Origin of the sequence: Deinococcus malanensis (genome assembly GCF_014647655.1) — a bacterium.
GTDB classification, from domain to species: domain Bacteria; phylum Deinococcota; class Deinococci; order Deinococcales; family Deinococcaceae; genus Deinococcus; species Deinococcus malanensis.
In genome coordinates this window covers 1-15095 of record NZ_BMPP01000003.1, presented here as the reverse complement: position 1 = coordinate 15095, position 15095 = coordinate 1, and the positions used below count along the sequence as shown (strand labels likewise).

The following is a 15095-nucleotide window of genomic DNA, read 5'->3' as shown; positions in this document are numbered from 1 at the left end:
CCAGCATGACCACCGAATCCCGCCTGACCGACGACCCCCGGCGCACCGAGGGCTTTGACCCCCGGCATACCCATCTGGATCTGCTTTCGTCGCTGGCCCTGGTCCGGACCTTTGCCGACGACCAGCAGCAGGCGCTGAGTGCCGTAGACGCGGCGGTGCCAGCACTGAGTGCGGCCGTCGAGGCGGCCCTGCCGCGCCTGGAGCGGGGCGGCCGGCTGATCTATGCCGGCGCCGGAACCAGCGGCCGGCTGGGCGTGCTGGACGCCACCGAACTGACTCCGACCTTCTCCTGGCCTCCGGAGCGGGCGGTTGCCCTGATTGCCGGCGGGGACCGGGCCATCCGGGAGGCGGTGGAGGGTGCCGAGGACGATCAGGACACCGGACGGACCGACGTGCGCGGCGCCCTGGTGGGACCCGGTGACGTGCTGATTGCCGTGGCGGCCAGCGGCACCACGCCATATGTGCTCGGCGCGGTGGCCCAGGCCCGGGCGGCCGGCGCACTCACGGTCGGGCTTTCGAACAATCCGGGAACACCGCTGCTGGCCGCCGTGGACTGTCCGGTGCTGCTCGACACCGGTCCCGAGGTCATCAGCGGCAGCACCCGCCTCAAGGCGGGAACGGCGCAGAAAATCGCCCTGAATATTATTTCGAGTGCGCTGATGGTGCGGCTCGGGAAGGTCTACGGCAATCTAATGGTGGATCTGCGGGCCACCAACACCAAGCTCGAGGCGCGTGCACTGCGGCTGGTCATGCACGCCACCGGTGCTGACGAGTCCAGCGCCCTTAGGGCCCTGAACGGGGCCGGTGGCAAGGTCAAGACCGCGATCGTCATGTTGAAACTGAGCGTCGGTTCTGCCGAGGCCGAGCGCCGGCTGGCGCTGACCGGGGGACATGCGCGTATCACGCTGGAAGACTGCTGAGCCCATACAGGGAATCAGGCCATATGGGGAATCGGGGTTATGGGGTGAGTACAGGCGCAGGACACTGCCGCCTCTGACTGGTATCCGGGTGCGGTGAAGTCCGGCACGCCTCATTTCTGATCTGGACTTCACAATTCATACTCACTATGATTCTCAAGTCACGATTACCCCACCCAGACAGGCCTGTTTTCTGCCCCCTCTTCCGCCGATCAAGGAGACCCATGACCGACCACAATCCGCAGGACAACACTGGAACCGCCGTTCAGAATCCCGGCAGTTCCAGTGATCCCCGCCGCACCGAGGGCGAGCAGAGCCAGACGCTGACCACCCGGCAGGGACACCCAGTCACCAACAACCAGAACCTGCGGACCATCGGCAGCCGTGGGCCCACCACCCTCGAGAACTACCACTTTCTGGAAAAGATCAGCCACTTTGACCGTGAGCGTATTCCCGAGCGTGTGGTGCATGCCCGCGGCGCCGGAGCGCACGGGGTCTTCGAGGCGTACGGCACGGTGGGCGATGAGCCGGTCAGACGTTACACCCGCGCCAAGTTATTTCAGGAAAAAGGCAAGCAGACCCCGGTGTTCGTGCGGTTTTCGAGCGTGATTCACGGCGGGCACTCGCCCGAGACGCTGCGTGATCCACGCGGCTTTGCCGTCAAGTTCTATACCGAGGACGGTAACTGGGATCTGGTCGGCAACAACCTCAAGGTGTTCTTCATCCGCGACGCCATGAAGTTCCCCGACCTGGTCCACGCCTTCAAGCCCGACCCGGTGACCAACCGCCAGAGCGGCGAGCGGATCTTCGATTTCATCAGCAATACGCCCGAAGCCATGCACATGATCACCCTGCTGTTCTCGCCGTGGGGCATTCCCGCCAACTACCGGCAGATGCAGGGCTCGGGAGTCAACACCTACAAGTGGGTCAACGAGCGCGGCGAGGGCGTGCTGGTCAAGTACCACTGGGAGCCGCTGCAGGGCATCCGCAACCTGACCCAGCCCGAGGCCGAGAAGGTCCAGAGCAAGAATTTCAACCATGCTACCCAGGACCTGTACGACGCCATCGAGCGGGGCGAGTTTCCGCAGTGGGAACTGTGCGTACAGATCATGAGTGACGGCGATCACCCGGAACTCGATTTCGATCCACTGGACGATACGAAGATCTGGTCCCGCGAGCAGTTTCCATGGCTGCCGGTGGGCCGCATGACCCTGAATCGCAACCCCCAGAACTACTTCGCGGAGGTAGAGCAGGCCGCCTTCGGCACTGGCGTGCTGGTTGACGGTCTGGACTTCAGTGACGACAAGATGCTTCAGGGCCGCACCTTCTCGTACTCCGACACGCAGCGCTACCGTGTGGGCCCCAACTACCTGCAACTGCCCATCAACGCGCCGAAAAAGCACGTGGCCACCAATCAGCGCGACGGGCAGATGGTCTACATGGTCGACTCGGCCCCAGGTCAGAATGCCCACGTCAACTACGAGCCGTCCAATCTGCGGGGTCTGACCGAGGCGCCCCGGACCTACCCCGACCACACACCCTGGGTCGAAGGGCCCCTGGTGCGACAGAGCATCGAGCGGACCAACAATTTTGCCCAGGCCGGCGAGCAGTACCGCAACTTCGAGGACTGGGAACGCGACGATCTGATCGCCAATCTGGTGGACAACCTCAAGGACGCGGCCCCGGTCATTCAGACCAAGATGGTTGACCTGCTGACGCAGTGCGACACCGATTACGGCCGCCGGGTTGCCGAGGGACTGGCCCAGGCAGGTCAGAGCACCGAAGAGGATCAGCAGCAGGCTGTCAGGCAGGCAGAGGAAAACAGTCACGAGGCGCAGCCCTACTGAGAGCGGGCCGGCACGGCTGAGGGACACGCCATGGGCATGGGCCGATGGTGTGCCTCCCCCATCAGGGGAGTCCGAGCAAAGGCTCCTGGCCGCTATGCTGAAACCGTCGAGGTGCCGGCAGCCCGGCACCTTCCTTGCCACCCATGACCACACCTGCTTCCTCGGCCATGCTGCAGCATCTGCTCGAAGACCACGGTCTGCGGGCGACCCAACCGCGTCTGCGCCTGCTGGAGTTCTTTGCCGGCACGCGGGGCCATTTCACGCCCGAGGAAATCTTCGGGCACCTGCGGGCACAGGGGCAGCCGATAAGCATCGCCACGCTCTACCAGAACCTGCGGACCTTCAGCGAACACGGGCTGGTCAAGGAAATGATCGGTCAGGAGGGAGAGGTACGGTACGATACCAACATGGAGCCGCACTCCCATATGGTGTGCGTGCGGTGTGGCCGGCTGACAGACATTCACGTCGAACTGCCCGATCTGCGCCCCCCGGCTCAGGGACACGGCTGGCTGATCATGCAGACCCGGGTGGATTTTCACGGCCTGTGTCCGGAGTGTCAGGCGCGGGCGTAGACCTCGCCGGGCCAGTTGCGCCCTCGGGATCCGTGGTGGTCCTGCGAACCTTTTTCGGAGCGGGGGTGAACTGATCACGCCGCCCGTTACCGGGCAGGTTTAAGCCCGGGACGGCAATGGCGATGGCCAGACACGAAAAATCGCTGGCAGGTGCTCTGCGCGACAATGCTCATTTCGAGTGCTGCTGACTGGAGCCCTTCGCAGAGGACAGCCGGCGCCCGGGTGCCAAATTTACCCGACGTACGGAATGCACGGGGAAGTGATATTCGCACTGGTATGTGAATCGCCATGAACCTGGTCGCCCGGCTACATGACTTGAGAGACCGGGGGAATTACCTGACCTCGCCGTCCGGAAGCAACTGTGTTTGACCCTCATCTACCGGGTGAAAATCGATTCTCGCAGTTCTCACTTGGGCTCATCGCCGGTTCATGGCCCTAGCATCTTTTGCGCTCAGACACAGGTCCATTTGTCTGCCCGTCTCCAGAAAATCTTCACCAATCCGTAGGGGGAACCGAGAAAGGCTAAAAGTGATCTTTAGAATTCCAGGACGCTGTGGCGCAGCGTACGGGGCAGAATCCAGCATGCCTCTGACGTTTTTACCCTATGACCCCGCATTGCGACTTCCCGCTCAGTATCAGGAGGTCCTATGAACGGTGGTCTCCCGCCAGAGCGCCGGAACGCCACGCAGCGCCTTGAACTCTGGATCGGGATTGAGTGCACCTTTAACCGGGTACGTGAGAACTACCTCAATCAGTTGGAAGTCTGTGGACACCATGAGCGCCTTGACGACCTGAACCTGTTGTCCACCCTGGGTGCCAAATGCATCCGGTATCCAGTGCTCTGGGAACAGGTGGCGCCCGAATCGCTCGAACAGTTCGACTGGTCCTGGACCGATGCCCGGCTCCAGCGGCTGCGTGAACTGGAGATGCAGCCCATCGCGACCCTGCTGCACCACGGCAGCGGTCCCCGCTACACCAGCCTGCTTGACCCCGAGTTTCCCGAAAAGCTCGCCGCTTACGCGGGTGAGGTAGCACGGCGGTATCCCTGGCTGCGCACCTACACTCCCGTCAACGAGCCGCTGACTACAGCACGCTTCAGTGGTCTGTACGGCATCTGGTACCCCCATCACGCCACCGACGAGGCCTTTGTCCGGATGCTGCTTAATGAGTGCCGCGGTACCGTGCTGGCCATGCGGGCGATCCGTGAGGTGCAGCCGGGGGCGCAGCTGATCCAGACCGAGGATCTGGCCAAGGCACACGCCACTCCCGTCATGCAGCATCAGGCCGATTTCCAGAACGAGCGCCGCTGGCTGGCCTATGACCTGCTGTGCGGTCTGCTGGGTGAAACCCATCCACTGTGGGACTACCTGATCCGGTCGGGCGCCACGCCTGAGGAACTGCTCTGGTTCCGCGAGAACCCATGCCCGCCCGACGTGATCGGCGTGGACTACTACCTGACCAGTGAGCGTTTCCTGGACGAGCGCCGTGAGCGGTACCTGGATCATCACTGCAACGCGACGCACGCGGACATCGAGGCCGTGCGGGTCTATCACAACCATTCAGGCATCAAGCAGCTGTTGCGCGAAACCTGGGAACGTTACGGATTGCCGATCGCCGTGACCGAAGCCCACCTGGGCAGCAGCCGCGAAGAACAGCTGCGCTGGTTCGAGGAAATCTGGGAGGCGGCCGAAGAGGTCAAGGCCGAAGGAGTCGATATGCGCGCCGTGACATCCTGGGCGGCGCTGGGCAGCTACGACTGGAACATCCTGCACACCGAGTTCAGGGGCTACTACGAGCCCGGGGCCTTTGACGTGCGCTCGCCGGTTCCCCGCCCGACTGCCCTTGCGCGGGTGCTCCGGGCCCGCGCGCAGGGCGTGCCTCCCGAACATCCGAGTCTGGCGTCGCCGGGATTCTGGCGTCGGCCCGACCGGTTCTTCTATCCCCCGGTTGGGACTCCTGGCCCGGTCCCTGCGGCGCGCGGACCGGTGCGGCCCCTGCTGGTGCTGGGCACGGGCCGGCTGGGGCAGGTGGTGGCTAGGCTGTGTGACGACCGCGGGCTCGAGCACCGCCTGCTGAGCCCGGCAGAGGTCAACCTCACCAGCCAGCAAGCCCTGGGCGCCCTGCTGGATGTTGAGCGGCCCTGGGCAGTGATCAACACGCTGGGCTACGGGAAGATCGACCAGGCGGAACGTGAGCATCAGGAGTTCTGGCTGACCCACACCGTGGGTGCGGCTCTGCTGGCACAGGCGTGCGAGATGCGTGGCGTGCAGCTGCTGACCTTTTCCTCGGACCAGGTTTTCGGGGGCGAGGGTGAGGCGCCTTACCACGAGCTCGACCTGGCCTCGCCGGTCAATGCCTACGGCCGCGCCAAGCTTGAGGCCGAGCGACAGGTGCTGGCCAACCATCCCGCCGCCCTGATCGTTCGCAGCTCTGCCGTGTTCGGATCCGGCACCGGCCGGGGGCTGCTTGCCGAGGCCCTCAGAACCCTGCAAACCGGGGAGATGGTCCTGGTAGACCAGGACCACCGCTTCTCGCCGACCTACCTTCCGGATCTGGTGCACACCAGTCTGGACCTGCTGATCGATGGTGAATCGGGCGTCTGGCACCTGGTGAACACCGGCGAGAGCACCTGGGCCGAGATGGTTGGCCGCCTTGCACATGCCGGCGGGCTGCCGGATCACCGCATCCGGACGGCATCGGCCCGCGAACTGGGCTGGGTCGCCCCGCGGCCCCGCTACAGTGCGCTGCGCAGCGACCGGGCGCAGCTGCTCCCCAGCCTGGACCACGCGCTGGATCGCTACCTCGACGGTTGGGTCCGCGCCGGACGTCGTTAAGGACGGTCAGCTGGTCAGGAGTGGCTGCGGCCGTTGCCGGGCCTCAGGGGTTCGTGGGGCGGCTGGCATCCTTCCTGGCAGCTCGCCCGGGCACTTCATATGCGCTCGCCGCGTATGGTGCCTGGCGATATACCGGTTCCGACTTTTATGACCCTGTCTGGTCGCATCAGCTCGTGGTGGAGCATCTCCCTGGGCGCCTGAATGACGGGCAAGATGGTCGTGACGGCGCTGTATAGCCACGATACAGGCCGCCGACTGCCGCATCCTCAAACGCTAGTCAGAGGTCAGAAAAACCGTAGTGCCTGAGCGAGCAGTCCGGCTGACTGCCGGAAACAGCCGAACGGAAACCAGGAGAGCCCTGCGGCGACACGGCTCTGGGAGTCAGAGCAGGCACCCTACCTGTTTCTCGCTCAATTCCAGCAGGGCGCCGACGAAGGGTTGCCGTTCCTCCATACGCGCACTGATCGAAATGTGGCGAACCAAAGTCAGGGCAGCGTAAGCCTGCACGGCGACGCGGCTGGCTTCCCCATGGTACCGAGCAAACCGGCGCTGAAGGGCCTCCTCGACAGGGGCGAGGCGATCAGAGCTACCCAGCGTACGGAGCGCCAGTTCCGTGACATGGCCGCAGAAATTTCCGATGTCCAGGGCCGGGTCGCCCCAGCAGCACAGATCCAGGTCCAGCAGCCACAGACGCTCTCCATCCACGATCAGCTGGTCCTGGTAGAAATCCCGGTGAATCGGCCGGAGGACCGGCGCGGGAACCCGGGCGGCCAGCTGGTCGCACGCCTCCAGCAGGCGCGTCAGGCGGGACTGCCAGTCCGGGTGGCTGTTCCCAAGCACTCCCAGGCGTTCGTGCAGGATGCGCAGTTCGTCTGCCATGAGGTGCTGACGGGTGGGTGAAGCTGCGGACCGATGCAGCTTGTGTGCCGTGTCCACCACACGACCGGCCAGCACTTCTCCCTGTGGCCCGGTCAGCAGGGAGCCCACCATCTTCCCAGGAACCTGTCGTTGCAGCCACATGTTCCAGGCTGGTATGACGCCCAGCGGCTCAGGCACGCCGATGCCGTCTGTTGCTTCTCCAGAGAATCCACCGCGAAACAGGGAGCGCTGCAGCCCATAGCTCGCCCGGTCCAGGTTCCTGGCCCGGATCTTGCCCAGCACCGTCAGAGGGCTGGGGGGCTGGCCCTCGGGCCGGACCTCAAGCGTGTACTCGACCAGGGCACGGCGCCCGACCTTGTGACGCAGGAGGCGAACCTGCCGCACATCACATGACGCCAGAGTCGGTTCCGCAGTGGACCGCAACTGCTGTCCCGCCAGCTGCGGGTCCAGGGCGGCGGCGAGGTATGGCATGGCTGGGTCAAGTGTCACAAGGCGCCTTTCCGCTGTGCCAGAAGTTCGCTGGCCAGCTCCAGGAGAGCCCCGGTCCTTTCCGGCCAGTCCGGCAGGCGCTGGCGGAAAGGCAGCGGCGCCAGACGCAGCAGGTGAGCGGCGACATGGACCGGCAGCTGGCCAGGCGTCCAGCTGGGGCGGGCGGCGCCGTACCCGCCCAGTAGGGCGTCGCGCACCGCACCGGCGCGGGCACTGGTCAGGGTAACCTCCAGTACATCCCAGTGCAGCCGGGCGATGAACGAACCCAGATCGCTGTCCGGATCGCCGCACGCGGCCGCGTCGAAGTCGACGAGAGCGACCCCATGCTGGCCGACCAGAACCTGTTCGGCCGAGAAGTCGCCGTGGATGGCCGTGCGGGGCGTATCGACCTGAGCGAGAGCACGGGTCAGCTGACGCGACAGTCGTCTGGCCTGCAAAGACAGAGACGGAAGCACTGCCGTGACAGCCGCAGCGGCAGCTTTCAGGGGCTGGTCTCCTGTCGTCTCGCGTAGGCCGGACAGCCGCCGGGGATTTCTGGAATGTAGCTTCGCAAGGGCGCGCCCCAGCTCCTGCACCGCCGCCAGATCCAGGTCCGGGTCCGGCAGGGCGCGGCGCAGGTCGCGTCCGGGCAGCCATTCGGTGACCAGCACCCGCCGGCTCGTGGATCTGCCCAGCAGGGTTGGAACACGCAACGCTCCGCGCGACGAAAAGCGGCCCGCAGCGTCCCGGGCCGGTTCGTAGGCGCGGGCTTCGTAGTGCTTGAGCAGCGCTGCAGGCTGGCCGTCCACATTCAGCCCGGCTACAAAGCGCCTTTCAGGCTTGTAGCGGAGCATCGAGACCTCGGCCCCGTGCAGGTGCGGCAGGTCCGGCAGCACCCGGGCCAGCAGCCGCCGACGTGTCCGGGGGTCGGCCAGCAGCGGCAGGGTCCTGAGCTTCCGGTCAAAGGGGAACGGCGTGTACACCAGCAGGCCGCCGTCCAGCACCAGGGGAGCCTGTCCTGTGGCGGCTCGAACCTTCTCCTGTGCCGCCACCTTCAGGCTGCCTGGTCGGAAGGCCGTGACATGAAAGGGCGTCACCTCACCGGCTGCGTGGAGGTGCCCGCCAACCAGGCAGCTCGTCCCCGGCTTATAACGCACATAAGCCAGCTGCACGTCCGTGGCGTTCAGATCCGGCATGGCCTGCCTGAGTCTCGTTAGCAATGCTTCCGGGTCCAGGGCGACGGCCAGCGCCGGAAGGTGGGATTCGCGGCGGGTGAGGCCCAGGTCAGCGGGGAACAGCATGTGACTCGTCTTCCCAGGCGATGGCTTCACTCTGACTGCGGTACAACGCGGCGTACCGTCCACCGAGGGCCAGCAGCTCGCTGTGGCTGCCGCGTTCCAGGACCCGGCCCTCTTCCAGGTACACGATCAGGTCGGCCTGGGAGGCGTGCTGGAGGTTATGGGTGACAAAAATCGAGGTGCGACCCCGGGTCAGCTCGCTCAGGGCCTGCATCACCAGCTGCTCGTTCTCGCGGTCCAGGCCGTTGGTGGGTTCGTCCAGAATCAGCAGCGGCGTGCGGCGCAGGGCGGCCCGGGCCACCGCGATCCGCTGACGCTGCCCGCCGGACAGGGTCTGGCCGCGCTCACCGACCACCGTGTCATAGCCGTCCGGCAGCGCCATGATGAACTCGTCGGCATTGGCCAGCTGCGCGGCCTCGCGGACTTCCTGGCGGGTCGCGTCCGGGCGGGCGTAGGCGATGTTGTCGTGCAGGCTGGCGGCAAACAGCAGGTTTTCCTGCAGCACCACGCTGATCTGCGAACGCAGGCTTTCGAGGGTGTATTCCGGCAGGTCGTGTCCGTCGATGGTCACCCGGCCCGAGGTCGGGTCGTAGAGGCGCAGCAGCAACGCCAGAATGGTGGACTTGCCCGCACCGCTCATGCCGACCACGGCCACCTGCTGACCGGGCTGAATCTCGAGGTGCAGGCCCCTCAGGAAGGGCCGCTTGCGGTCATAGCCGAAGTGGACGTTCTCGAAGCGCACGTGTCCGCGGAAGACGGGAGCCGGGACCGCGTCCGGCAGGTCGCGCACGTCCGGCACCCGGTCGAGCACCTCCAGAATCCGTTCCCCAGCTGCCGAGGCCTTCGCCAGACGCCCGGTGTACTTGGCGAAGTCCTGCACCGGTTTGAAGGCGTTTTTCAGGTAGGTGAGAAACACCAGCAGGTCGCCGGGCGACAGTTCCTGGCGCAGCACCAGCCGGGCACCGAACCACATCACCAGGGCGGTCGAGACCGCAATCAGCACGTCCACACTGCGCTCCAGACCCGCCGAGAGCCGGGCGGATTTGGCGCTTTCCTTCAGGTTCTTGCTGTTCTGCTGACCGAAGGCTCGCAGGAAAGCGGCCTCCAGCGACAGGGCCTGGACGACCTTGATAGCACTCATGGTCTCGGTGACGGTGGACGCCATAGCCCCTTCGCGTTTGCGCTGCTTGCGGCTTACTTCCCGGATGCGGTTGGACAGCTGCGACGAGCGGATCAGCAGAATCGGCAGCGGCACCAGCGCCAGCAGGGCCAGTTCCCAGCGCATGACGAACAGCACCGCGATCATGCCCACCAGGATCAGGACACTTCCCAGCATCGGCAGCGCGGCCGTGACCACCACGTCGCGCAGCATGCCAACGTCCCCGATGACCCGGCTGGTCAGCTCCCCGCTGCGCGCCGTCGAATGAAACGACAGCGACAGACGCTGCAGATGCGCGTAAAGGTCGGTGCGGATGGCCGTGAGGACCCGGTTGGCCACGACCGCGAAACCCACCGTGCTGGCGTAGGCGGTCAGGGCCCGCAGACCGACGATGATCACGACCGACACCGCGACCGCTGCAATAACGGCCGAAGTGGACAGCGTTCCGAAGCCCGGCACCGTCACCGGCTGGGGCGGACGGATCAGCACCGAGTCCACCAGCACCTTCAGCGGCCACGGCTCGAGCAGCCGAATGAACACACCCAGCAGCATGGCGCCCAGCGCCCCCCCTGCGAGCCCCCGCTCCTTGCGGATATAGGGCCAGAACCTGCGGGTGATCCGCAGCAGACTGGGTAGCGCCTGCCGGAGCTGTCCTGTGGGCCCGCTGCCCATTATGCGGACCTCTGGGGAGGGGAGACGCCAGCGAGGCTCAGGATCTCCCTGACACGTCCATCCCAGGTGTGGTGAGCCAGAACCGCCTGCCGAGCAGCCTGGCCCAGGCGCCGGCGCAGGGCCGGGTCGTCATGCAGCCTCCGCAGGGCGGCCGACAGGGACGCGACCTCTCCCGGCGGGTACAGCAGCCCGCTCTGCCCGTGCTCGATGAGGTCCTGCAGCTGCCCGATGTCGCCAGCCACCACCGGCAGCGCGGCCGCCATGTACTCGTAGACCTTGAGCGGAGAGAAATAGAACCCTTCCAGATTGCCGTAGGGCGCGGCCGCCACGTCCATGGAAGCGAGCAGCCCCGGAATACGCTCGGACGGCACGGCCCCCGTGAAAATGACATCTTCATCCAGACCACGGTCCTGCAACTGCGTGGTCAGGGTCTCGCGTTCCGGCCCGTCACCCACGATCAGCAGCCGGCTGCGGGGCACCTCGCGGCGCAGCTCCTCGAAGGCTTCAAGCAGGGTGGGCAAACCGTGCCAGGGTTTGAGTGTGCCGACAAAACCCACCGTGAAAATGCCCGGCGCCGGCAGGTCCGGCAGGAGGTCCTCCGGGAAGCGGCCAGGATTGACTCCGTTCGGAATGACCTGGACCCGGCCGGTAGCCTCAGGCATCGCCTGCAGATAGGCACCGACCTCCCTGGACACGGCCACCAGCAGGGACGAGGCGCCAAACGCGCGCCGGGCCACGTCCTCCGCGGCCGTGCGGTCGATCAGCCCGCGGTGCTGGGCCTGTTCCTCGACCAGCGGAGCATTCACCTCCAGAACACCCGGGATGCCCTCGCCGCGGGCGTAAGTCATGCCGGCGTGGCTCCACAGGGAGTACCGCTCGTACACCAGATCGAATGGACCCTGCTCCTGAAGGGCTGCCAGGGTGGCGTCGTTGGCCGCCAGCTGCGCCTGCTCGCGGTCTGCCGGGTCATCTTTAGAGGCACGGGGCAGGGCGTGAACCTGAACGGACGACAGATCCTGGGGCGCACTCCCGCCGGTCCGCGGGGCGAACAGCGTGACCTCGGTACCGGTCCGGAGCAGGGCTCGCAGCACCTCCTGAACGTGAATGCTTGAGCCCTTCATCCCAAAGGTGGGCACACCGGGGTCGGCACAGACATAGGCGACGCGCATCACAGCACTCCTGCGGCGGCTGGCTGAAAGGCCTGGCGGATCCGGGCTGCGTTGCGGTGGATATCGAACTCATCGGAGACCAGGGCGCGGGCCTGTCCGGCCAGCCTTACCCGCAGTGAGGCATCGCGCAGCAGCTCCTGGAGGGCCTGGGACAGCGCTTCAGGACAGTGCTCTGGCACCAGGAGCCCGGTGTCACGGTCGCGCACCACCTCGGGAATTCCTGTGACCGGGGTGCTGATGCAGGGCGTGCCCAGTGCCATGGCTTCCAGCAGCACTGTGGGCAGGCCGTCACGGTTGCCGTCGGCGCCCACCACGCACGGAAGGGCAAATGCGGCGGCCTGGGCGATCAGCCGCAGCACCTCCGCCTGGGGCAGCGCGCCCAGCAGGTGAACCTGGTCCCCCAGCCCGAGTGCCGCGATCTGGGCGCGCAGCACCGGTTCAAGTTCACCCCGGCCCACGATGCGGCACTCGAAGGGCACTCCACGGCGCGCCAGCAGGGCGCAGGCGTCGATCAGGTCAGTGAAGCCCTTCTTCTCCACCAGTCGGCCGACCCCCAGAATCAGTGGGGAGCGGGTTTCGGGCGCCTGATAGGTCAGTCGCTGGTGATCCAGACCGTTGTACACCCTCTGAATATGCCCGGCGTCGGGTCCCGCCAGCTCACGCAGGTGCCGCAGGTTGTAATCGCTGACCGTGATCACCTGATGGGCATCGCGAATCTTGCGCAGCAGGTCGGCAGTCTTGACGCTGTCGTGGTAGATGTCCTTGGCATGGGCGGTAAAGCTGTAGGTCAGCCCCGCGAACCTCGCGGCCAGCCGCGCGATGCTGGTGCCGACGCTGGCGAAGTGGGCGTGCAGATGGGTGATGCTGCGCTGGCGGGCCGCCACGGCCACCAGGACCGCCTGATAGATGTCCAGGGCGCCTGTGCCCTCCTGCGAGGCGAGATGCAGCTGCGGCCACAGGTCAGGCAGCACCGAACCTGCCTGGGACAGGGTGGTCCAGAAGGTCTGCGTGCTGGGGCTGTGGCTGGGAATCTGGGTCACTGGCGAGCGGACCCGCGCGACGATGTCCTGAAAGTACGGGTCGCTGGGCGTCCGCAGGGAAAAGATGTCCAGCGGAAGGCCGGCTGCCTCGTGGGCCAGAATCTCGTGGACGATGAATGTCTCAGAATAGCGCGGGTACATCTTGGTGACGTACCCGACGCGCCCCAGGGCTGGCGCCGGACTGCTCATATCACCTCCGCGACCGGTGCCGAGGCGGCCAGCTCGGCAAGCATGGCAGGCAGGCGCTCGAGGCCGCGCATATCCAGCTGAAGCAGGGAAGGTGTGGACGCTGACTGGTTCTCCAGCCACATGGCCAGCGCCTCTGGAGTCAGCTGGTCGGGATGCAGCACGTCAATGTGGCCCAGTTCAGCGAGCTTCTGGGCCCGGACCAGCTGCTCGGCCCGGGGGCTTACCCGCGGAACGATCAGCGCCCGCTTGCGGTAGGACAGCACTTCCATCACAGTGTTGTACCCACCCATCGCCACGATCTGGTCGGCCCGCTCCAGCAGCGGCGCGGTTTCCGGCAGGAAGCTCAGTGTCCTCATGTCCGTGCGGCGCCCAGCAGTGCGCTCCAGCTCTGCCCGGTCGCTTTCCGGGAAGTAAGGGCCCGTCAGGATCACGCCGGTCGTCCCAGGCGGAAAAGGGGTCCCCCCGAAGGCGCGGATCAGTTCGGCTCCATCCTGACCGCCTCCCGCCAAGCACACCACCACCGGCCCGGCTGGAAGCTCCAGCCGGGCCAGAATCTCTTCGGCCTCGGTGTGACGCTGGTGCGACTCGCGGTCCAGGTACCCGGTGTAGCGTACCCGGGCGGCGATATCCGGCGACAGCTGGTACTCCCGGGCCAGGTCGTACACCCCGGGATCGCCGTAGACCCAGACCTCGTCGTACCAGCGCCGGATCGCCCCTTCGTTGTCCAGCCGTTGCCATTCCTCGCGCACCGCTGAAGGCTCGTCCAGGACATCCCGCAGTCCAAGCACACAGCGCGTCTGCCCTCCCGTCCGCAGAAACCGCAGCACCTCCTTGAGCTCCTGCACCGCGCCCAGCGGCACATTGTCGACAATCAGGACGTTGGGGCTGAAAGCCTCAAGCGCCGCCATCATGGTTGCCGAGCGCAGCCGGGCCATGGCCCCCAGTGATAGGTGCAGTGACCGCGAACGGTAGGCGCCGGTCGCCTCCTTGTGCAGGGCCGGGAGGGTCAGGCAGTCGACGCCCGGCGGATAGGAGAACGCCGATGACGTGCGGGCGCCGGTGATCATCAGCGCGCTTAGCTCCGGATTGGCCGCCGTAAGAGCCTGGGCGATCAGCAGGTTGCGCCGGGTGTGACCCAGCCCCATGGTGTCGTGCGAGTACAGCGCGACCCGCAGGGGAGTGCGGGTCATGGGGCGATCGATGACCACGGCTCTCGGTGTGGCTTTGGAGGGGCGAAATGCGCGGTGCGGCATGGGAGTCCTTTGCTGATGTCAGGGCTGTAGGCGGTGCGCCGGCCCGGCTGCAGGCGCAGATGTCGGAATGGGGTCAGTCGGCAGGGAACGGACGCGTCTGGCACCGACGAGTACGGCAGAGTCTTGTGCAGTGGAGTCGCCTCTTCCGACGCCCAGGTACTCGTAGCTGCGGCGCAGCATGATGTGCTGCTCCAGGGTGTTCCGGCCGTCCAGACACTTCTGAAGTGCTGCCAGCTTGTTCCGGTCCGTTTCTACACAGGTCCCGTCATGACCTGAAAGCGCAAGCGCTGTGGTCAATCCCCTGTACCTGGCCCCGTTGACGACATTCATCTGCTGAAAGGGAAGGAGAGTCGGGGGTTGCATTAATCGCTCCTCATGTCTATTCAAATCAGTTCACCTGCCTCCCTGCCCCTTCCCCAAGAAGGAATTGGAATATGCAGTAAAAGTAATTTCTCCGGCACAGTAGCCGCCGCTTTGAGATGATAGCGATGACTATATAATTCACCATTGAATGATTTTGTGAGAGCCATAAAAGTTTGCTTTCATGAAGCTAATCTATAGATCCAAAATTGTGTATAAAAATTAACAGTTTTATTTTGAGATCAGACTAAAAGAGACAACCCGAGTGTTTCATATTCAAAATTTCACTTTGATTCTTTGACCGGAGAGCTTTTATAAGCTTATTGATCACGGCTAGATTTGCATCCATAAGGTGTTGCGGGAGGTCAACATACCGAACACGTTGCCACGCACCAGTCAGCTTCTCCTTCAATGCCACCAAGGTGCGGGCGCAAAAAT

11 protein-coding genes are annotated in these 15095 nt (G+C 65.2%); 4 read left to right on the top strand and 7 right to left on the bottom strand.

Annotation, left to right across the window (positions count from 1 at the left end):
* Positions 1-5: 5 nt before the first annotated feature.
* The 4 genes from murQ to IEY49_RS04130 all read left to right on the top strand — a co-directional run bounded on the left by murQ (position 6) and on the right by IEY49_RS04130 (position 6170).
* A complete protein-coding gene (gene murQ, locus IEY49_RS04145; RefSeq protein WP_189004857.1) occupies positions 6-920 on the top strand; it encodes an N-acetylmuramic acid 6-phosphate etherase in 915 nt (304 codons plus the stop codon).
* Positions 921-1141: 221 nt separating this feature from the next.
* Positions 1142-2764 carry a catalase gene (locus IEY49_RS04140; RefSeq protein ID WP_229780621.1) on the top strand — a complete coding sequence of 541 codons (1623 nt, stop codon included), beginning with the start codon at positions 1142-1144 and terminating at the stop codon, positions 2762-2764.
* A 143-nt stretch (positions 2765-2907) separates the two neighbouring features.
* Entirely contained in the window at positions 2908-3336 is a 429-nt protein-coding gene (locus IEY49_RS04135; protein ID WP_189004856.1) for a Fur family transcriptional regulator, read from the top strand.
* A gap of 647 nt (positions 3337-3983) precedes the next feature.
* Positions 3984-6170: a sugar nucleotide-binding protein gene (locus tag IEY49_RS04130; protein ID WP_189004855.1), complete on the top strand. Its 2187-nt coding sequence runs from the start codon at positions 3984-3986 to the stop codon at positions 6168-6170.
* A gap of 381 nt (positions 6171-6551) precedes the next feature.
* On the opposite strand, the gene IEY49_RS04125 is transcribed toward IEY49_RS04130, so the two are convergent.
* The 7 genes from IEY49_RS04125 to IEY49_RS04095 all read right to left on the bottom strand — a co-directional run bounded on the left by IEY49_RS04125 (position 6552) and on the right by IEY49_RS04095 (position 14660).
* A complete protein-coding gene (locus IEY49_RS04125) occupies positions 6552-7520 on the bottom strand; it encodes a phosphotransferase (RefSeq protein ID WP_189004854.1) in 969 nt (322 codons plus the stop codon).
* A 14-nt stretch (positions 7521-7534) separates the two neighbouring features.
* Entirely contained in the window at positions 7535-8818 is a 1284-nt protein-coding gene (locus tag IEY49_RS04120) for a phosphotransferase family protein (RefSeq protein ID WP_189004853.1), read from the bottom strand.
* Positions 8802-10646 carry an ABC transporter ATP-binding protein gene (locus IEY49_RS04115; RefSeq protein WP_189004852.1) on the bottom strand — a complete coding sequence of 615 codons (1845 nt, stop codon included), beginning with the start codon at positions 10644-10646 and terminating at the stop codon, positions 8802-8804. Before IEY49_RS04115 ends, IEY49_RS04120 begins: the two co-directional genes overlap by 17 nt.
* A complete protein-coding gene (locus IEY49_RS04110; RefSeq protein WP_189004851.1) occupies positions 10646-11815 on the bottom strand; it encodes a glycosyltransferase family 4 protein in 1170 nt (389 codons plus the stop codon). The genes IEY49_RS04115 and IEY49_RS04110 overlap by 1 nt, the downstream gene beginning before the upstream one ends.
* Complete coding sequence (locus tag IEY49_RS04105; RefSeq protein ID WP_189004849.1) at positions 11815-13044, bottom strand: glycosyltransferase; 1230 nt, start codon at positions 13042-13044, stop codon at positions 11815-11817. Before IEY49_RS04105 ends, IEY49_RS04110 begins: the two co-directional genes overlap by 1 nt.
* Positions 13041-14234: a glycosyltransferase family protein gene (locus tag IEY49_RS04100; protein ID WP_229780620.1), complete on the bottom strand. Its 1194-nt coding sequence runs from the start codon at positions 14232-14234 to the stop codon at positions 13041-13043. Before IEY49_RS04100 ends, IEY49_RS04105 begins: the two co-directional genes overlap by 4 nt.
* Positions 14235-14315: 81 nt before the next feature.
* Entirely contained in the window at positions 14316-14660 is a 345-nt protein-coding gene (locus IEY49_RS04095; RefSeq protein WP_189004845.1) for a hypothetical protein, read from the bottom strand.
* Positions 14661-15095 lie beyond the last annotated feature (435 nt).